This window comes from Paenibacillus sp. 2TAF8 (assembly GCF_052114825.1).
Lineage (GTDB): Bacteria > Bacillota > Bacilli > Paenibacillales > Paenibacillaceae > Paenibacillus.
In genome coordinates this window covers 15,855-35,055 of sequence record NZ_JBFRFN010000037.1, presented here as the reverse complement: position 1 = coordinate 35,055, position 19,201 = coordinate 15,855, and the positions used below count along the sequence as shown (strand labels likewise).

Here is a 19,201-nt window from a genome sequence, read left to right as displayed (position 1 = left end):
AAGACGACGAGGTAGATAGGCTGGGGGTGGAAGTGCAGCAATGCATGGAGCTGACCAGTACTAATCGGTCGAGGGCTTATCCAAATATGCAAGTTTTAAGTCGCGTGCGTTTCGTTTCGAATCTAGTTTTCAGAGAACAACACTCTGAAACATATTCCCTGATAGCTCAGTTGGTAGAGCACTCGACTGTTAATCGAGTTGTCACAGGTTCGAGTCCTGTTCGGGGAGCCATGGAGAGGTGTCCGAGCTGGCCGAAGGAGCACGATTGGAAATCGTGTAGGCGTCACAAGCGTCTCGAGGGTTCGAATCCCTCTCTCTCCGCCATAATACTTCTCTAGCAAGGCCCGTTGGTCAAGGGGTTAAGACACCTCCCTTTCACGGAGGTAACAGGGGTTCGAATCCCCTACGGGTCATAGTTATTTTAATAACTTGAGAGTCTAATGAGAAGATCATCACTTTCAAAAAAAGAGTTGATTTTAACATCGGATTTATGGTAAGATCATAAATGTGTTATTCGGAGGCTTAGCTCAGCTGGGAGAGCATCTGCCTTACAAGCAGAGGGTCGGGGGTTCGATCCCCTCAGCCTCCACCATATACTTTTTATAACGACGCGGGGTGGAGCAGCCCGGTAGCTCGTCGGGCTCATAACCCGAAGGCCGCAGGTTCAAATCCTGCCCCCGCAATTTAAACTTTCTTCTATGAAAGTGATATGGAACCGTGGTGTAGTTGGCCTAACATGCCTGCCTGTCACGCAGGAGATCGCGGGTTCGAATCCCGTCGGTTCCGCCATTTAGGTTTTAACATGAGGGAAGTTGTTCACTACATCTGCTGTATGGCACTGATGCCCTGGATAAAGTGTAGCGACTCAAGCTTGAACTTTATTATGGCTCGGTAGCTCAGTCGGTAGAGCAGAGGACTGAAAATCCTCGTGTCGGCGGTTCGATTCCGTCCCGAGCCACCTTTACAGAAAAACTTAATATGCCGGTGTAGCTCAACTGGTAGAGCAACTGACTTGTAATCAGTAGGTTGGGGGTTCAAGTCCTCTCGCCGGCACCATGTAATCCTGGAGGATTAGCGAAGTGGCCAAACGCATCAGACTGTAAATCTGCTCCCGTACGGGTTCGGTGGTTCGAATCCATCATCCTCCACCAGTTTTTAGGGGCATAGTTTAAAGGTAGAACAACGGTCTCCAAAACCGTTGGTGTGGGTTCAATTCCTGCTGCCCCTGCCAATTAATTTTAATGAATGTAGTCTATATGGCGATCGTGGCGAAGTGGTTAACGCACCGGTTTGTGGATCCGGCATTCGGGGGTTCAATTCCCCTCGATCGCCCCTTTGTTATCTAATGGGGATTAGCCAAGCGGTAAGGCAACGGACTTTGACTCCGTCATGCATAGGTTCAAATCCTATATCCCCAGCCATAATGCGGAAGTGGCTCAGCGGTAGAGCATCGCCTTGCCAAGGCGAGGGTCGCGGGTTCGATTCCCGTCTTCCGCTCCATAATAAGGCGCCATAGCCAAGTGGTAAGGCACAGCTCTGCAAAAGCTTTATCCCCAGTTCGAATCTGGGTGGCGCCTCCAGCATATTTTTACTGAAATTATATGCTATAACTAAATAGGCCGGCGTGGCGGAATGGCAGACGCGCTCGACTCAAAATCGAGTGGGAAACCGTGGAGGTTCGAGTCCTCTCGCCGGTATTATTAGCAAGTTCCTTAGAGACCATCTAAGGAACTTTTTTTGTTTTTTAAAGGGACTTCTTAAAAAAAATTATGAGGTATCAAACCGAATACAGATTTGGTTCGTTTCTTATGTTTGTATACCATGCTAGGCTACATATTTTTAGGGAGGAAAGCAATAATGAAAAAATCTACAAAATACTTATCCTTGATTTTGGGACTGGGACTATGTCTATCGTTGCCTCCGTTGGCGGGTGCAGAAGCATCAGTTCACAATCACATGGCGGGAACCAGTGATAAGAAGGACGTGAAGCCGTCGTCCAAGCAAGCAACGGGTTCAACTGCTAATAAAGTGACTAAACCAACCAAACCTAAGAAATCGGTACCTGCAACTCCAGGTAAGGAAAAGTCCACAAATAAGAAAGGTGATACTTCCAAATCTTCTAAAGACAGTAAAAAGACCACAGATGCCAAAACAGAGAAGAGCAAGACCTATGTGGTTGAGATTTCTGATTTTGCATTTCAAACTGCCGAGTTGAAGATCAAGGTTGGGGATCGCGTTGAATTTGTAAACAAGGATCAGGTTGAACATTCCGTTGTTGCAGAGGACGATTCTTTCAATACAGGATTATTGGGTGAGGGTGAGAAATCAGTCATTACATTTAAGAAGGCGGGTGAAATGAATTATCACTGTGGACCTCATCCAAGCATGAAAGGGGTAATTAAAGTCCTCTCCAAGTAATCCTGTGTTCGATATCGCTCGACCTGACAGGAGAGGGGAAGACTTTTCAATGCAGGAGTACTCCGATTATCAGCTGATCTTACTGATTAAACAAAAAAAGCAAGAGGCATTATCAGAGTTATATGATCGTTACGCTCCTCTTATATACTCATTTGCATGGAAGGCTCTTCAACAGGAGGAGGGTGCCCGAGAAGTGGTGCAGTCTGTGTTTGTCAGGATATGGACGACAGAGGCTGAATTCGACCCGAATAAGGGCCAGTTTAGAAACTGGATAATCACGATTACACGTAATCTGGCTGTCGATTGGTTACGTAAACAACGCAGTCTTTCCAGCCAGTTAGTGTCTTATTATGCAGCCGAGAAGCTGGAAAGAGTAGCAGAGCTTGCTGAATTATCAGTTGAAAGCCAAGTTGAGAAACAATTGTTGAAGGAACAGATTAAAGGAATGCGTGCCTTTCTTTCTCAACAACAACTTCAATTGCTTGAACATTTTTATTGGCAAGGATACAGCTTGAGTGAGTTAGCTGCGCACTATCAGGAGCCTTTGGGCACAGTTAAAAGCCGACTGCACCAGACACTGAAAATACTGCGTAAGCACTTGCTTGCGGGAGGGGAAGAGTGGTAATGTCGTCAACAACCGTCTGCTCATACATGCTGGAGTATCTATCCGATCCTTGCTCAGAGGAAGGCAAAGCTTTTGAACGGCATCTTGATGCCTGTGAATTGTGTAAGATTGAATTAGAACAACTACGGCTAGGCTGGGAGGCGATTCCAACGCATATAGAACAAGTGGAGTTGCCATCCGATTTAAAGCAACAGGTGATGGAAGCCGCATGGGGCAAAAGCAAAGGAATCTTAGCGCCAGATCTTGTAGAGAGTAAAAATAGTAGCAGAATCAAGCGCCTTAGCAAGCATTTTAACAATAAAAAAATGAATTTTGCAGTAGCTTCGTTACTTATTCTTCTTGGTGTGAGTTTGTTAGGAAATGTAGTTATGATTCAAGAGCACATCGAACAACCTGTAACATTGATGAATTCAATTGATTTGCCTGCTTCAGAGATACAAAAGGTCATAAAGCTTGAATCGTTAACCTCCGGGAGTAGTTATGGGGTAGCTTGTATTGTAGGCAACGGGAAGAATCAGCAGTTTGTAGTCTACTTGTTCAATCCCCCACAGACCGAAAAGAATGAGGTTTATCAAGTATGGTTGAATAAGGATCAGGCGTATCAGAATGCAGGCAAGCTGAAAGTGGAAAATCAGATGGGGCTGGCCGTGCTCGCAATTCCTATGGGCAATCAGGCATGGAACTATGATTCTGTTGCGATTACGTTGGAGTCTGATTCAACAGGACTTGTTCCGCGTGGTCCACAGATCTTTCGTTCAAGTTAACAAATTAGAACGTGATACAGCTTTATTTTTCGGATCCATTGCTGGGCACTACTCTTCTCAAGTCAGATTAGTCTGGGGAGAAGGAATTGTTATATGTCATATGTACTAAATTTAGTCGCAAAATTATTTTAAAAAACAACACAGAGGAGGACTTCATCCTCTTCTGTGTTGTTTTTACGTTTAAACATAAGTAACATAAAGATTGACGTATAACTCTATTCAGTATATTGTGGATATATTAAGTCTGTAATATGGAAGGATGTGAGGAAGCTGACAACTCAACCGTTTAGAGCGAACGCAGATATACTATTTGATCTAGGTGTGTGGGAAACAGCATGGCAAAACCGCCCGAGAAGTCCAAGATATAAGCAAAAAAGTGCCCCTTTTGATACAGAAGAAGCTTTCGAGCGTTGGGCTCGGAATTATCATGCTCAGTCGTTTACCGATGAAGGCAAGAACCGCTCGGCACGTATTATGAGCTGGATTGAAAACCAAGGTGTAACGTTTGAGGGAGCCTCCGTACTGGACGTAGGGGCGGCCTCAGGAATTTTTACAATTCCTTTTGCAGAGAAGGGAGCCACGGTCACTGCAGTTGAGCCTTCTGAACTGCTCGTCTCATTAATGCAGGAAACCATTCCAGCTGAGCTGAAAGAAAACATTACGATTGTACCCGAGCGATTCGAAGAAATCTCTATACAGGATAAAGGCTGGGAGAAACAATATGATATTGTCTTTGCATCGATGTGCCCGGCGATGTCTGATTGGGAAACGATTGAGCAAGCCATCCATTGTGCCAGAAAGTATGTCTATGTCAGTACGATCGCAGGTGCCAAAGAGCATACACTCATGGATGAGCTGAGAACGGTGCTTGGTGTGCATGCTCCTTATAAGGCAGGGGATATGGCATACCTCCAGCAGCTACTTTACCTTAAGGGATATTCATATACGATGATTATTACAAGAGAAGTAAACGATTTTGAGATTCAGACAGACGAATTGATTCAAAAGCTGCCTGAATGGCTGCATACCTATGAAATGCCAACGGATGCAGCTGCGCTGAGTGAAGCTGAAACGTATATTCGTAACACATACAAGGATGGTGTAGTCTCCTTTTCTCGGGGAGCAAGGTTTGGCAAAATGCTGATTCAGCTTGAACAAGCCCACATGAAGACAGTATCTACAGTCCAAAGGTAAACATTGAATCTGTAATAGTAATCTATCCTCTGACAGCCCGTTCAGGGTGTCTTTTACGCTCCCGGTATTTACCGGGAGTCAACCCTTCCCATTTTCGAAAGGAACGGATAAAGTTTTGCGGATTTGTATAGCGAAGCCGTTCGGCGATTTCTTTTACCGTCCAATCACTTTCGTCCAGCCACTTTTTGGCGATATTCAGTCGATATCTAGTCAAATACTCACTAAATGAAGCGCCGGTTTCTTTACGAAAAACACTGCTTAAATAGTTGGCATTATAATGAAGCCGCATCGCACATTCTTCCAGGGTCAAGTCTTTGTCATAATCTTGCTCGATAATGGCGATCATCTTCTCTGAAATATGCTGATATTGTGCAACCTGTCTTTCTTTGAAAATGTGAATGAGAGGCAGAATCACCTGATGAGTAAACCATTGCTCGACCTCGGCTGCGTACTGTAAAACATGCAACTCATGGAATAGAGATCGGTCGTTCTGGCAGATCTGTGCGAGCCGAACGCCAGATTCCTGAGCGAGTTGCAAGATATGCGTCAAAAGTCGCATCAAAGCAACCTGATATTCTTCCGGGGTACACTCAAGTGAAAAAAGTGTCTCCAGTAACTCGGTCAGCTGTGCAGAAGCAATAACTTCGTCTGCTTGTTGAATAGACTGAAGCAGTGAATACTCCAGTGTTTCTGGATATGCCATCGCCCAAGCTGCTGAAGCCCAATCATGCTGTCCGTATTGCACGATAATGCCTGTCCCAAGCCGCATGCGATGTTTCAATGAATTTATGGCTTCATTGTAAGCCTGTGGAATATGCCCCATTAAACGATGTGGCTGACTCACACCGATACTTACCTTCAAATCCAAAACTACACTCATCTGCTCTTGCAATTGTTCTGTCAACGATGAAAGCCACTTCGAAAACAGTGTAGAATCTTCCTGATTACTGCCAACCACCGTTACAACATTCTGTTCCAGCACTATAGGAAGTAATTGTTGATGAGGTTCAAGAGTCTCTTCAAGGATGTTTTGGATGGCAAACAAGAGCAGAGAGCGATCTTCCATGGTGTATCTAGAGTGGTCCATCAGTTCAGGCTGAAGGGCAATCACGGCAACTTGTTGCCACTTTGAAAGCTGGGTGGCATAACCCTGTCCTCGTAATGTGTCTTGCAATGTATTGGAGCGGTTTCTGCCTTGAAGCAACTGCATCATAAAGGTTGTGCGAATTTGTATTTGATGCTGATTTAAAGCAGATTCCAATTCAGAGCGTGCATCGGATAACTGAGAGACACCCATTTGAATCTGTTCCAGTTCATTAGGAGAACTTACGGGTTGTTGCGGCAATGCAGAATGCCCTTTGACGATGATATTGTCGCCTAATTGAGCAAGAATCTGCCTGATAGGCGCGAGCATTCGTTTTGAACCCAGCCATGCGAGCAACAGAGAAAGCAAGAGCATTGCAATACTGATATACAGCGTATGGAACCCGATTTTGATATAGTCTTTGATCAATGTATTCTCAGGGGTTATGAGAATATATGTCCAGCCTTTTAATGTAGCAGGACTGTAGATTAACGAATAATCCGCATTGGCAAACTGTACTTCTCGTTCAGCATAAGCATCAGAGTACATTACGGGCGCTAATGTCTGGATGCGTTCCCCGTTATTCCGATCAAACAGGCCCACGGCAGACAAAGGTTGTCCGATATAGGATGCATCCGGGTGAGTAATGACCTGTTGTTCCCGATTTATAATGATCACCCCTGAGACCGATGCCTCTATGGTGGGGTATTGCGCAAGCGGATTTTGCATGGCGCATGCCGGGATTCCTGCGATCAGCGCTGCATTGGACGATGTACGCGTACCCTGAATAGTTCTTGCGAGTGTAACATGGTAGATGCAGTCCTGACCTGAAAGCCGTTGGCTGGACCTTCTTTGCTCGTTATCGTCTTCGTTACTGAATATGGACGAGGGTGCCAGTTGCCATCCGGAGGTCATTGTATCCGCAATCAAATCTTTCATCGGCAGTGATAACGGGAAGCGAGTATTTGCATAGAGGCCTAAATGATTGATAAGCCAATCTTTGGATTGATTGACTAGGACAATATCCAGCAGAGGTTCCCACAACTTCATATGCTGGAATTCTGTCTGTAAGTCGCCACCTTGCAACTGGCTGATCCGTTGGAGCGAACTCGATTCTACTAGAGAACGAAGTGTGATCGGAGAGCGTACAGCTTGATCCAGCATGTAACTGACTGTAGCGAGCTTATGCTCTACGTTGGACTGTAGCTGTTCGAGCAACTGTTGATTCATTTGAGTTCGATGTAGCTCAGTCTGGCTGGAAGAATAAATAAAAGCAGCAATTCCCGTCAGCAGGATAGGAACTATACTTAACAGAAGCCCGAAGATAATCATTTTATGGAGATAGCTTATCGTTCGCACATGCCCACTCCTTGATGGAAGATAGAGTTCTTTCTTCTTTATTTTAGTAAACGCTTTCAATTAGAACAATCTAAATTTTGTTTATTTGGATAAAAAAGTAATTATAGAAACGGAAATCGTGTAATGTACGTATGCATTAAGATAACGACGTTTTTCAATCAGCAGACGGGACTTCCGTGAAGTGTTACCGATTTACGGGTAATAACAGGTAGTCGGAGTGAGTAATGCAGTAAGAATATTCAGGTCTAGCCTACGGACAGTCGTAGGTCCAAGCGGACCCCCGACCTGAGTCTAGGATCAAAAACCGTCCGTAGTCTGTTTTGAAAAGTCGTAGAATCCCCTAGAATAAGGACATAAGGTTAAACAAGAAACACGGAAACAAAAACAACAAGTTCTGAACGCACAAATGAATAAAACAACAAATGAAAATGGAAAGGGCGGTGAACAACAATTATGAGAATGAACAAGGGAAATGGTTGGGCGATCGTGTTGATTGCAATTGGTGCACTGATGCTCTTCGGAAAGTTAACCCCGTTGCTTGGGCATCTGATGGGTTACCTGATTCCGATCCTGATGATTGCACTGGGGTATTACGGAGTTAAAAGAGGAAATGTAACGCTTGGATGGATCGTTCTTATCATCGGTATCTTATCCTTGATAGGAAAACTGTCTTGGCTGGTCGGGCCGATTATCGCAGTCGGATTGATTATCTTCGGTATCTCGATGCTGAGCAACAATCGCAATTCACATCGTCGCTATTGAGTAAGGTCACGATCAAGTAAAAGGAGGGACAGAACATAATGAGTGTATTTCGTCGAATGCGGGATATCACCGTAGCTAGTCTGAACGAACATTTGGAGCAAAGTCAGGACCCGGTTAAACTGATTGATCAGTTCCTGGTCTCGACCCGCCAAGACATTGGAGAAGCCGAGAAGCTTCGACACCAGTATGCGAGTCATACAAGACAAATGAAACAGCAAGCAGATCAAGCATCAGCTATGGTTAACAAACGAGAAGAACAGGCATCCATGGCTTTGAAGGCCGGTGAGGAACATCTCGCCAAGCTGGCTCTACAGGAGAAAATTCTCCATGAGGAAAAAATCGATCAATACAATGAATTGTACACACAAAGCGCTGCCGCATTGCAGGAACTTGATGAGCAGATCAATCAGTTGAAGGCAGAGTATCAGAATGTGTACAGTAAACGCCAATATTACTACGCTCGAATGCAAACGATCCAATTGCAGCAACGAATGAATCAGCGTGGAAACTACAGTGGTCAAAACGTACCTGGTATGTTTAACAAGCTTGATGACCAAGTCTCCGATCTCGAATATGAGGCGCAGAGTCTTCGGGAGATCCGGCGAATGGGTCAGGATGGTTCCGGCTTATCCGGTAACATGTCTTCCTCTGCACTGGACAAAGAACTGGAGCGCTTGAAGCAAAAGCTCAATAACGATAAAAAGGAGTAGTCACATGAATAAATTATACCGCTCAACGCGTAATCGTATGCTGACAGGTTTGATCGGCGGCATATCTGAAAATCTTGGTTTTAGTACTACGCTGCTACGGATCATTTTCTTCATCAGCATCTTCGCAACGGGTGGTACATCTCTATTCATCTACTTCATCGCTGCATTGGTTGTACCAAAGGAACCTAACTACGCAGATCCGTACGTATATGGTCCTGATCACAGTAGAGGTTACAAGTAAACGAAAGGAGCAAGCACATGAGCAAACTTTACCGCTCAACGCGTGACCGAATGATGACCGGTCTAATCGGCGGCATATCCGAAGCGATTGGAATGGATTCTACGCTGCTGCGGATCATCTTCGTCATCAGTATCTTTGCCACTGGGGGCACAACGTTATTAATCTACTTCATCGCCGCTCTCGTCGTACCAAAAGAGCCGTTCCCACCATACGATCCATACGGTTACGGCCCAGGTGCTGGTTCTGGCAGAGGGTATGGTGGTTATGACCATCAGGCACCAAGAGATCCTTTTAACAGCAATCCCAATCAACCAGGTTTTGGTCCTGGCCCTGGCCCGGGATATAACAGCAGACCGCAACCCGGCCCGCGTTCCTATGACAACAACGCTTATGGAACAGGAAGCCAGCACGAAAGTGAACTGGATTCCATGATGAAAGATATTGAGAAAAAGGCTTTGAAAAAAGAAGTGGAAGAGCTTCGCCAAAAACTATCTCGTTACGAGAAGGGAGAAAAGTAAAATGGGAGTATTTAAACGGATTAAGGATATGACGAAGGCATCTGTAAATGATATGTTGGATAAAGTGGAAGATCCGATTGTGATGTTGAACCAGTATCTGCGTGATATGGAGGCTGAAATTCATGAGGCTGAGGTGACGGTAGCTAAACAAATGGCTAACGAGCGTCGCATGAAGCAACGTCTGGATGAAGCAGAACGTACTTCGGTACAACGTGAGTCTCAAGCAGAAGCGGCTCTGTCCAATGGTCAGGAAGAAGTAGCACGCAAATTGTTGGAAGAGAAAATCTATTTTGATCAAAAAATTGAGGAATATCGTGAGCTGCATGCCCAATCTGAAGCACAGGCGAAAGATTTGTTGCAACAGTTGCATGACATGAAAGACGAGTTCTACAAAATGCGCAACAAACGTAATGAGCTGGTGTCCCGTGCGCAGATGGCTAAAGCCAAAAAACAAATGTCTTCGATCAACAGTTTGCATTCCATTGAGAGTGGAAGTGCATCCCTTGGATTCCACCGCATGGAAGAGAAAATCATGCAGCTTGAAGCCGAGGCAGATGTAGCCCGTGCACCATACCGCAATACTGGAGCTTCTTACACTAATCCGGTTGATCTGGAGAAACAATTCAAAGTGGATCAGCAATTGCAGGCGCTGAAAAACAAAATGGGCAATGGTTCCAAAAACGAAGCGATCGATACTTCTAAAGAATAACTGTTCGCTTGGTAAACAATATGATATTCTATAGATCGTGTAACCTATACGATTCGTAGAACAAAAGTTAAGCCATACAGGATTTCATTGCCTGCTATGGCTTTTCCGTCGAATAATGAAGAAGATGAACCCACAGAGGAGGTGCGGCAGAGATGAGTAGAAGAAACCACTGGATTGCAGTTATTATTGTTGTTGTTGGTTTTTTGATGCTCTTTAACCGGAATATGAATCTGCTGACTGCTGCCGCACTCATTCTGTTAACGGTGGGTATGCTTCAGATTCGAAAAGGTGAAACCAGGAAAGGTTATCGTTATCTTGGGGTTGGTGCAGCTCTGCTACYGCTTGATAACTTGATGATCGTCTTTCTAATTGTACTGACATCCTTAGCTTATTTTTATTCCAAGAACAAAAAGATGCATCTTCATGATGATGTTATGAAAAAACAAAATTTCATGGCCCGTTATTACTGGGATCAGTCCTCCTGGAGGCTGCGCAGTATGAGTCTGTGGCACGCCATTGGCGAGGTCAATGCGGACTTGTCTCTCTCTATTCCTGAAGAGAAACAAACGATTGTACTGCTACAAGGTGTTATGGGGAATGTTCGTCTGACCCTGCCCGAGGATTATGGGGTAGAGATTGAGGCATCGGTACTATTTGGCCGAGTAAATCTGCTGGGCGAGCAGGATAGTGGCATGATGAATACATTGGTATGGAGAACTCCTGGATACGAATCCAGTGAACATAAAGTAAAATTTGTTATTTCGTATATTGTTGGCGACTTAAACATTCATAATTCGTAGTACTAAGAAATGGATGAGGAAAAGGAGGACTCCCGGATGAAGGATAGAAAACATACGGATATGGTTACCCGAAGTATGCGTGAAGGGATCCTCCTTGTTTTCATTGTGTTTGCCGTTATTTTATATGTATTGTATACATATGGTTATCTGGCTCCGTTTGCTGGTTGGCGACATCTTATTCAATCGGGACTTGCCTTGTTGCTTCTTCTGATCGGAATTGGGGCGGTATTTGGGTTTTATCAGAGTTATAGGGTGAAAAGACGGCTAGAATTGTTAACGGAAACGTTGCTGCAATGGGAAAAAGGATCACTCTCTCGTACAGTACCCGACCTCGGTGAGGATGATGTCGGCCGGCTTAGTGAACAATTGGGTCGCATCGGCAAAAAGTGGGAGGATCAGGTGTCTTCCCTCCAGAGATTGTCTACGAACAATGCACAGCTTGCCGAACAGGCCAGAATCACAGCCATTGTTGAAGAGAGACAACGGCTTGCAAGGGAATTGCATGATGCGGTATCACAGCAGCTATTTGCGATCTCGATGACCGCAACGGCGGTCGGCCGGAAGATGGAGAAGGATTTTGAACGGGCACAGCGACAGGTTGCTTTAATTGAAGAAATGGCTTCCGTAGCTCAGTCCGAGATGAGAGCCTTGTTGTTGCATCTGCGGCCCGTCTATCTGGAGGGAAAACAGTTGGAGCAAGGTCTGCGTGATCTGGTGATGGAACTGAAAACCAAAGTGCCCATGGAAATCGTACTGGAGATGGACGAAGATATTCATCTGGTCAAAGGAATTGAGAACCATTTATTCCGAATCGTCCAAGAAGCGATGTCGAATACGTTGCGTCATGCAAAAGCGGAGAAGATGGAGATCAGGTTGCAGCGCCGTATGGACGCCGTTCGGGTTCTGATTCGAGATGACGGTCAGGGCTTTGATCTGGATGAACAGAAGCAGGCCTCGTATGGTCTGGCGAATATGCGTGAACGGGTTACAGAGATTGGGGGAGCCATCCAATTTGTGACGGCACCAGGTAAAGGAACACGGATTGAGATCACGATCCCTCTGATGAACGAAGAAAGCGAGGTAGAACATGTCAATGGAACCGGAAGTTGAAACGGAGACGGAAACGGCGATCAGAGTATTACTCGTGGATGATCATGAGATGGTACGTATAGGTCTTGCCGCGGTTTTGGATACGGAAGACGGCATTGAAGTGATCGGTGAAGCTGGAAGCGGGGAGGAAGGCATCAGGCTTGCTCAGGAATATAAGCCAGACGTGGTGTTGATGGATCTTGTCATGGAAGGCATGGATGGCATTGAAGCGACACGTCAGGTTCTCAAAATCAACCCGGAATGCAAAGTCATTGTGTTAACAAGTTATCTGGACGATGAGAAAATGTATCCGGTCATTGAAGCAGGAGCTTTCAGCTATCTGTTGAAAACATCCAGAGCCAATGAGGTAGCTGACGCCATTCGTGCCGCTGCACGTGGACAATCCGTTCTGGAGTCACAGGTGGCGTCTAAAATGATGAATCGTTTCCGACAGCCGCAAGCGGCAGCACCTTTACATGAAGAACTGACCGATCGGGAGATGGATGTTCTACGTTTGGTGGCGCAAGGCAAGTCCAATCAAGATATCGCGGATGAGCTAATTATCGGTATAAAAACAGTTAAGTTCCATGTGACCAATTTGCTTGCGAAGCTGGGTGTGGATGACCGGACACAGGCCGCGATTTACGCGTATAAGAACGGATTGGCAGAGTAAGCTTATGAAGCAGAAGCAGGGTGTACGTTTGAAACGTAAAGAATTATGAGTTTCAAAGAAATTTCGAAAACAGGAAATAAATAAAGTTTTGAAGATAATGAAGATAACAGGAAGCTCGGTCTGCCCTAAGGTGGTGGATGGGCTTTTTTTGTTTTGTATTCATAGAAAGAGTCTCGTAATGGGTTTAGGTCAAGTTGGAAGGGGGCATGCTGTTGATAGATTCATAGAATGGAAGACGGAACGGGGGAATTCACTTGTTAAAGCGTTGGATGAGTACAAGCGTCATTGCAATGGCCATAATTATTATAATCGGGGTTACACAGGGATATGCTGAGAACGCAGCAGCAGAAAAGAAAGGTTTTGGTACTGAAGTGGCAGGACTGGAGCAATTGTTACATACCGCAGAATCAGTCATGAAAAATGCAGATCAATGGGTGATCAAATGGCAAGCTGGAGGCCACGGGGATGCTCGTACGCAAGCTGTGAAGCTTGCAGCAGATCTGGGACTTGTAGCACCCGTTCAGGATGTACAAACCGGACATGATGTATATCGAAGCGAGGGAATAGTTGGGGGTTCTGAATCTCCAATAGGTTTGCTGCTTAATGTGGCAAGTACAGAACAAGATCGATACTATGTGATCGTGCAGCTGTCAGGAGGAGTAAAACTGGAGCAACAGACATTGCTTGCTTCACATGAACAGGTGGGAGAGGCAATGAATAAACTCGGCTTGCAAGCAAGCTGGAATATGTCTGTTCAGGGTAAGTTGAGTGCAATGAGTGAAGATGATGGGGATGGCAAATCATCCACAATAGAGGTATCCAATATGGCTCAGGCTGGTGTAGCAAGAAAAGCCAGTGAACAGTTAGCGGCGCTGGAAGCCAAGTTCTCCCGTGAACTGGATATGAAGGAAGTTGAGCGTTATGAAGATGCAGCTACAGCAAGTGTTTCGTATCAGGCCACAGCGTTACCGCTGGAGATTCTGAGCGGCTTACACCTATTAAATATGCAACTTGCGGTACATCAAGTTAGTGGGCAGGATGATGCGCGTGTTACTGTCGGTTTTCCGGTGATCACGATTGAATATTAAGTGATGGAGGTAATGATATTATAGCTGAATCCTGGCAGGTGATATGCTAAAATAGCATCACATCCAAGTTGGGACTTGCTGGTAATTGTCATTTAGTTTAATCAGATTGACTGAACTGAACACTATTACATAGCTCGGGAAGCGAATTAGATGGTCTTCCCGGAGGAAAGAGGGGCCTATGGACAATCAACAGATGCAAAATGAAGTACAGACACCAGGTGCAGTATTTTTCATTTTTGGAGCAACGGGAGACTTGGCCCGCCGGAAGTTGTTTCCGGCCATCTACAGTTTATACCGTGAAGGCAAGCTTGCTGATGACTTCGCGGTTATTGGGGTAGCGCGTCGTCTGAGGTCACAGGAACAATTCCGGGACGATCTTCTTGAATCCATTCAGGAGTTCTGCCGTTATCCGGCAGGGGATTCGCAGGAGTGGAACGCTTTTGCCGAGCATTTTGAATACAAATCGCTGGACATCAACAATGTGGACGGGTTCCGGGAACTGAGGGAGCAGACGGAACAGCTGGAAGCTAAATTCAAAACGCCAGGCAATCGGCTGTTCTATCTGGCACTGGCGCCTGAGTTGTTTGGCAGTGTGTCGTACAGTTTAAGAGATGGCGGCATGCTGGAGAGCAGTGGATGGAATCGTCTGGTGATTGAGAAGCCGTTTGGATATGATCTGCCATCGGCCGAGAAGCTGAATGAACAGATCCGCGAGGTGTTTAAGGAAGAGGAAATCTATCGGATTGACCACTATCTGGGTAAGGAAATGGTGCAAAATATTGAGGTGATTCGCTTCGGGAACGCCTTTTTCGAACCGCTCTGGAACAATAAACACATTGCAAACGTTCAGATTACACTGGGGGAGACGGTCGGCGTTGAAGAGCGCGGTGGATATTATGATCACTCCGGCGCCCTGCGTGATATGGGGCAGAATCATATGTTGCAGATGCTGACGATGATTGCGATGGAGCCGCCAAGTCGTCTGTTCCCGGAGGATATCCGGGATGAGAAGGTAAAGGTGCTCCGTTCCCTGCGAGAGTTTACGTCAGATGAAGAGGTGCGTAACAACGTTGTACGTGCCCAGTATACGGAAGGGGAGTACCGCGGTAAACAGCTTCCGGGATATCGTCAGGAAGACAAGGTTGATCCGGAGTCCAATACGGAGACGTACTTTGCAGCACGCGTATTCGTAGATAACTTTCGCTGGGCTGGCGTGCCGTTCTACATTCGGACAGGCAAACGTCTGCCGGTGAAAACAACGGAAATTGTAGTTGAGTTCAAATCGATGCCGAATAACGTATACCTTGGTAAAAAATATAAGCTGGAACCGAATCTGCTCGTGATTCGGGTAAATCCGATGGAAGGCATTTATATCAAAATCAATGCCAAAAAGCCGGGCTCGGATTCCGAGATCCAGCCCTTGGCGATGGACTTCTGCCAGAGCTGCATGATCGGAATCAACTCGCCCGAAGCTTATGAGCGCCTGCTGCATGATGCAGCAGAAGGCGATTCAACATACTTCACCCGCTGGGATGAAGTAGCGACAGCATGGTCTTTTGTTGACCGGATCGCGGCCGCTTGGGGGCGCAATCAAGGTGAACTTCACACGTATCCCGCAGGAACGTGGGGCCCGGAGGCGACAGCCAAGTTGCTGGAGCAGGATGGTTTCCACTGGTGGCCAGTGAATGGGCAGGATGAGGATAGCGTCATTTGGCATGTGAACGGTTAAGCTCATGAGGAAATCGACCATAAGGGAATTTAAAAGTTATTAGGGGATAACGCGAATGTTCAACGATTGTTCAGGTGGTTTGCTATCGGAATGCTCTGTGTAACTCCCTTTAGTTCAACTATCTGTGTTATAAGAGGGCCTTGGAAGATCGCATGAGAGATGCGGTCTTTCAGGCTTTTTTTCATTGATATTGAATCGAAGTCACCGACATAGAAATAGATCATAAGAGGTTCCATCAAAAGGAAATAAATAATTTAAATTAAGTTGTTGACAAAAAGTAAGTGAATAACTTATACTCAACACATGAGTTAAAGAGTTAAGCAAAAGACCTGCTGAGTTCGGGCAAAACATAATATATATATCCGGCACAGAGGAACATTCATGAGATAAAAGGTAAACCAGTTGAAGGAGTTTGCGGGCAGACAGAATTCATGAAAAAATTTTCGCATAATATCTTTAATCTAAGAATACTATTTTGTATATATCGAATGGAGGAAAAGAAAATGATGTTGGATGTAGGATTGTTGTTGATTCGTTTGGTGATTGGTTTGTCGTTCATGGCGCACGGGGCACAGAAGTTGTTTGGATGGTTCGGAGGATACGGAATCAAAGGTACAGGCGGATGGTTTGAATCCATGGGTATGAAACCTGGTGCACTCGTTGCTTTGCTGGCAGGACTTGCTGAATTCGGAGGCGGATTGCTGCTCGCGCTGGGTCTGCTGACACCGGTAGGCGGAATCTTGATCGCACTGACTATGGTGATTGCCATCGTTAAAGTACACGGCGCTAACGGTTACTGGTCTACACAGAACGGATTCGAGTATAACCTCGCCATCCTTGTGGTGGGTGTAGCTCTGGCTCTGACAGGCGGCGGGCAATATGCGCTGGATGCACTGATTTTCTAAAATCAAATGATCTGTAAGACATGAGAGGAACCCGGATGCCAGTTGAATGGCAGAAGGGTTCTTTTTTGCGAAGAAAAGTGTTGAATTGGTGGAACGTAATCGGTTATTTTCATCACAGATTATGGTACAATAGGAGAGTTGAATTGAGAACGAGGAAAAAAGCATGAATGGAAGCACTGATCTGAAAGGATGAACTCCATTGTAAATGTGTAAAATGAATTTATCGTGTACCTCTGATGATGAGGATGACATGCGAGTTTATAATCAACTGGCTTAGCCGGGTGGCATAAAGTTTCAGAGTTTACAACTACGTTTGAAAGTTTACCAAGTGAATCTATGGATGACCGGCGCTGACCGGATTAACGTGAATGAACGGATGAAAGGGATAGACGCTATGAGCAAAGCTGCAAATAACATTCTTCAAAAGGAAGTGGACAAACGTCGCACGTTTGCCATTATCTCTCACCCCGATGCGGGTAAAACGACATTGACCGAGAAGCTACTGTTGTTCGGGGGCGCGATTCGCCTTGCGGGAACAGTTAAAGCACGGAAAGCGAGCAAACACGCGACAAGTGACTGGATGGAAATTGAGAAACAGCGGGGGATCTCGGTTACGTCCTCTGTAATGCAGTTCGATTATCTGGATCATCGGGTTAACATTTTGGATACTCCTGGTCACCAAGATTTCAGTGAAGACACGTATCGTACACTGACAGCTGCCGACAGCGCGGTGATGTTGATTGACGTGGCAAAAGGTGTCGAGGCACAGACGATTAAATTGTTCCAGGTGTGTGCGAAGCGCGGCATTCCGATCTTTACATTTATCAACAAACTCGACCGCGAGGGTCAAAGTCCGTTTGATCTCATGGAAGAGCTGGAAAACGTATTAGGTATTCGCTCCGTGCCTATGAACTGGCCGATCGGTACAGGCCGTGATCTGTGCGGTGTGTACGACCGGATGAAAAATCAGGTGGAGCTGTTCCAAGGCGATGATCATTCGACGATCAAAGTGCAAAAAGTTGATGGATACAAAGATCCGATTATCCGCGAGATGGCGGGAGAGTACTTGCATGACCAGCTATGTCAGGAGCTTGAGCTTTTGGATGTAGCAGGTGACCCGTTTGATATGGAAAAGGTACAGAAGGGTGAACTGACTCCGATTTTCTTCGGCAGTGCCATCAACAATTTTGGTGTGCAGACGTTCTTGGAGAACTTCCTGGAGCTGGCTCCGAAGCCAGAACCGCGCCGGAGTACAGCAGGCGAAATTGAACCAACGAATGAGAAGTTCACTGGTTATGTGTTCAAAATTCAAGCGAACATGAATCCGGCGCACCGCGACCGTATCGCGTTCTTGCGGATTGTATCAGGCAAGTTCGAGCGTGGCATGAGTGTGAAACATAACCGTGTAGGCAAAGAAATTAAGCTGTCCCAACCACAGCAATTCCTAGCACAAGATCGGGATATTGTTGAAGAAGCATACGCAGGTGATATTATCGGTCTGTTCGATCCGGGCATTTTCCGGATTGGGGATTCGCTCAGTCAGGGCAGTGAAGTCGTATTYGATGAATTGCCAACGTTCTCGCCAGAGATTTTTGCGAAGGTAACGGTTAAAAATGCTTTGAAACACAAACAGTATCAAAAAGGGATCGATCAGCTTACGGAGGAAGGTACCATTCAGGTATTTAACACGGTGAGTTTTGACGAGACCATTCTGGGCGTAGTTGGTCAGCTCCAGTTCGAGGTATTTGAATACCGGATGAAGGGTGAGTACGGGGTAGATGTACAGTTGCAACGGATGCAGTATCAGTTTGCCCGCTGGATCGTGGACGAGAACTTAGACCCGAGTAAATTCCGGATTAACTCTGCCCTGGTAAAAGATAAAAAAGGAAACTATGTTGTACTCTTCGAGAATGAGTATGCGATGAGAACAGCTATAGATAAAAATCCGACAGCGAAGTTCCTTGAAACTGCGCCTATGTCACGGTAATATAATGAAATCCCTCCGCCGCATGGTGGAGGGATTTTTTTGCTTTACCCTTACCGATCTCGGCGGGATTGATCCTGCCGGAGGAGGGGAGTTTTTTTTGCAGACAGAACAAACGGTTTGATGGTTCCCTTCACCCGTCAGTGCTTCGATTATCGAAGCGGTTGAACGGGAATGGTGTGCAGATGCTCCTGCGCGATTTGAATCAGTTCCTCCTGCTTGGCAGGTTCTGTGTTCTTCCAGATCATTTCGAAAATGGCGCCAAGTCCAGGCAACGCTGCTTCGGGTCCATCCACTGAACCTTCGATCATCTCCCGGAGCTGGTCATCACTTTTGTCATGAACCTTATGAACAATCGCTTCACGCAGGCTTAATGTAATGGGCATCGCAAATTCCCTCCTCGGTTTATTCGGCTGCCGTATTACTGTTCCCTGTGGAGGGTGAGCGCATTCAAGTTTTTCCGTCTTTGTGGTATACTACGAAGGATTATTTACGTTGGCATCGTACAGGAATTGGTACGTCTTGCCGTAATGCAGCGGGAGGTTAAAT

General features: G+C 45.8%; 18 protein-coding genes, 15 tRNA genes and 1 rRNA gene. 32 read left to right on the top strand and 2 right to left on the bottom strand.

Annotated features, from left to right (window positions below; genetic code table 11):
- The 20 genes from AB4Z30_RS29100 to AB4Z30_RS29005 all read left to right on the top strand — a co-directional run.
- Positions 1–84 (top strand): 23S ribosomal RNA (locus tag AB4Z30_RS29100); the annotation flags it as partial.
- Between the two features lie 71 nt (positions 85–155).
- A tRNA-Asn gene (locus AB4Z30_RS29095) sits at positions 156–231 on the top strand.
- 1 nt (position 232) lies between these two features.
- Positions 233–324 (top strand) — tRNA-Ser (locus AB4Z30_RS29090).
- A gap of 17 nt (positions 325–341) precedes the next feature.
- Positions 342–413: transfer RNA gene (locus tag AB4Z30_RS29085), tRNA-Glu, on the top strand.
- Between the two features lie 103 nt (positions 414–516).
- Positions 517–592 (top strand) — tRNA-Val (locus AB4Z30_RS29080).
- A gap of 17 nt (positions 593–609) precedes the next feature.
- Positions 610–683, top strand: a tRNA-Met gene (locus tag AB4Z30_RS29075).
- Positions 684–711: 28 nt separating this feature from the next.
- A tRNA-Asp gene (locus tag AB4Z30_RS29070) sits at positions 712–789 on the top strand.
- 96 nt (positions 790–885) lie between these two features.
- A tRNA-Phe gene (locus AB4Z30_RS29065) sits at positions 886–958 on the top strand.
- Between the two features lie 22 nt (positions 959–980).
- Positions 981–1,056 (top strand) — tRNA-Thr (locus AB4Z30_RS29060).
- Between the two features lie 9 nt (positions 1,057–1,065).
- Positions 1,066–1,151, top strand: a tRNA-Tyr gene (locus AB4Z30_RS29055).
- 6 nt (positions 1,152–1,157) lie between these two features.
- Positions 1,158–1,231, top strand: a tRNA-Trp gene (locus AB4Z30_RS29050).
- Between the two features lie 28 nt (positions 1,232–1,259).
- Positions 1,260–1,332 (top strand) — tRNA-His (locus tag AB4Z30_RS29045).
- Between the two features lie 14 nt (positions 1,333–1,346).
- Positions 1,347–1,421 (top strand) — tRNA-Gln (locus tag AB4Z30_RS29040).
- Between the two features lie 4 nt (positions 1,422–1,425).
- A tRNA-Gly gene (locus AB4Z30_RS29035) sits at positions 1,426–1,500 on the top strand.
- Positions 1,501–1,506: 6 nt separating this feature from the next.
- A tRNA-Cys gene (locus AB4Z30_RS29030) sits at positions 1,507–1,580 on the top strand.
- A gap of 38 nt (positions 1,581–1,618) precedes the next feature.
- A tRNA-Leu gene (locus AB4Z30_RS29025) sits at positions 1,619–1,697 on the top strand.
- A gap of 160 nt (positions 1,698–1,857) precedes the next feature.
- Positions 1,858–2,418: a cupredoxin domain-containing protein gene (locus AB4Z30_RS29020; RefSeq protein WP_441931102.1), complete on the top strand. Its 561-nt coding sequence runs from the start codon at positions 1,858–1,860 to the stop codon at positions 2,416–2,418.
- 49 nt (positions 2,419–2,467) lie between these two features.
- A complete protein-coding gene (locus AB4Z30_RS29015) occupies positions 2,468–3,043 on the top strand; it encodes an RNA polymerase sigma factor (RefSeq protein WP_441931101.1) in 576 nt (191 codons plus the stop codon).
- Positions 3,043–3,807 carry an anti-sigma factor gene (locus AB4Z30_RS29010; RefSeq protein ID WP_441931100.1) on the top strand — a complete coding sequence of 255 codons (765 nt, stop codon included), beginning with the start codon at positions 3,043–3,045 and terminating at the stop codon, positions 3,805–3,807. The genes AB4Z30_RS29015 and AB4Z30_RS29010 overlap by 1 nt, the downstream gene beginning before the upstream one ends.
- Before the next feature lie 261 nt (positions 3,808–4,068).
- Positions 4,069–5,001 (top strand): class I SAM-dependent methyltransferase, encoded by a 933-nt coding sequence (locus AB4Z30_RS29005; RefSeq protein WP_441931098.1) that lies wholly within the window; start codon positions 4,069–4,071, stop codon positions 4,999–5,001.
- A 22-nt stretch (positions 5,002–5,023) separates the two neighbouring features.
- On the opposite strand, the gene AB4Z30_RS29000 is transcribed toward AB4Z30_RS29005, so the two are convergent.
- Complete coding sequence (locus tag AB4Z30_RS29000) at positions 5,024–7,444, bottom strand: helix-turn-helix domain-containing protein (protein WP_441931096.1); 2,421 nt, start codon at positions 7,442–7,444, stop codon at positions 5,024–5,026.
- A gap of 453 nt (positions 7,445–7,897) precedes the next feature.
- On the opposite strand from AB4Z30_RS29000, the gene AB4Z30_RS28995 reads away from it, so the two are divergent.
- From AB4Z30_RS28995 to AB4Z30_RS28940, 12 genes are all read left to right on the top strand, one after another.
- Positions 7,898–8,206 (top strand): LiaF transmembrane domain-containing protein, encoded by a 309-nt coding sequence (locus AB4Z30_RS28995; RefSeq protein ID WP_441931095.1) that lies wholly within the window; start codon positions 7,898–7,900, stop codon positions 8,204–8,206.
- A 38-nt stretch (positions 8,207–8,244) separates the two neighbouring features.
- Positions 8,245–8,916, top strand: coding sequence for a PspA/IM30 family protein (locus tag AB4Z30_RS28990; RefSeq protein WP_441931094.1), 672 nt, complete (start codon positions 8,245–8,247; stop codon positions 8,914–8,916).
- 4 nt (positions 8,917–8,920) lie between these two features.
- Complete coding sequence (locus AB4Z30_RS28985; protein ID WP_123064745.1) at positions 8,921–9,157, top strand: PspC domain-containing protein; 237 nt, start codon at positions 8,921–8,923, stop codon at positions 9,155–9,157.
- 17 nt (positions 9,158–9,174) lie between these two features.
- Positions 9,175–9,675 carry a PspC domain-containing protein gene (locus AB4Z30_RS28980; RefSeq protein WP_441931092.1) on the top strand — a complete coding sequence of 167 codons (501 nt, stop codon included), beginning with the start codon at positions 9,175–9,177 and terminating at the stop codon, positions 9,673–9,675.
- 1 nt (position 9,676) lies between these two features.
- Positions 9,677–10,384: a PspA/IM30 family protein gene (locus AB4Z30_RS28975; protein WP_090919700.1), complete on the top strand. Its 708-nt coding sequence runs from the start codon at positions 9,677–9,679 to the stop codon at positions 10,382–10,384.
- Positions 10,385–10,536: 152 nt separating this feature from the next.
- Positions 10,537–11,184 (top strand): cell wall-active antibiotics response protein LiaF, encoded by a 648-nt coding sequence (gene liaF / locus AB4Z30_RS28970; protein WP_441931091.1) that lies wholly within the window; start codon positions 10,537–10,539, stop codon positions 11,182–11,184.
- A gap of 36 nt (positions 11,185–11,220) precedes the next feature.
- Complete coding sequence (locus tag AB4Z30_RS28965) at positions 11,221–12,294, top strand: sensor histidine kinase (protein WP_441931090.1); 1,074 nt, start codon at positions 11,221–11,223, stop codon at positions 12,292–12,294.
- Positions 12,278–12,946, top strand: coding sequence for a response regulator (locus AB4Z30_RS28960; protein ID WP_441931106.1), 669 nt, complete (start codon positions 12,278–12,280; stop codon positions 12,944–12,946). Before AB4Z30_RS28965 ends, AB4Z30_RS28960 begins: the two co-directional genes overlap by 17 nt.
- Before the next feature lie 254 nt (positions 12,947–13,200).
- Positions 13,201–14,034 (top strand): YwmB family TATA-box binding protein, encoded by an 834-nt coding sequence (locus AB4Z30_RS28955; protein WP_441931089.1) that lies wholly within the window; start codon positions 13,201–13,203, stop codon positions 14,032–14,034.
- A 178-nt stretch (positions 14,035–14,212) separates the two neighbouring features.
- Positions 14,213–15,763 carry a glucose-6-phosphate dehydrogenase gene (gene zwf / locus AB4Z30_RS28950; protein ID WP_441931088.1) on the top strand — a complete coding sequence of 517 codons (1,551 nt, stop codon included), beginning with the start codon at positions 14,213–14,215 and terminating at the stop codon, positions 15,761–15,763.
- Between the two features lie 506 nt (positions 15,764–16,269).
- On the top strand, positions 16,270–16,668 hold the full coding sequence (locus AB4Z30_RS28945) for a DoxX family protein (protein WP_053783291.1): 399 nt from the start codon (positions 16,270–16,272) through the stop codon (positions 16,666–16,668).
- A 394-nt stretch (positions 16,669–17,062) separates the two neighbouring features.
- A complete protein-coding gene (locus tag AB4Z30_RS28940) occupies positions 17,063–18,655 on the top strand; it encodes a peptide chain release factor 3 (protein WP_441931104.1) in 1,593 nt (530 codons plus the stop codon).
- A gap of 149 nt (positions 18,656–18,804) precedes the next feature.
- Here the strand turns inward: AB4Z30_RS28940 and sspI are convergent, their stop codons facing one another.
- Positions 18,805–19,038 (bottom strand): small acid-soluble spore protein SspI, encoded by a 234-nt coding sequence (sspI, locus tag AB4Z30_RS28935; protein ID WP_036673259.1) that lies wholly within the window; start codon positions 19,036–19,038, stop codon positions 18,805–18,807.
- Between the last annotated feature and the right edge of the window lie 163 nt (positions 19,039–19,201).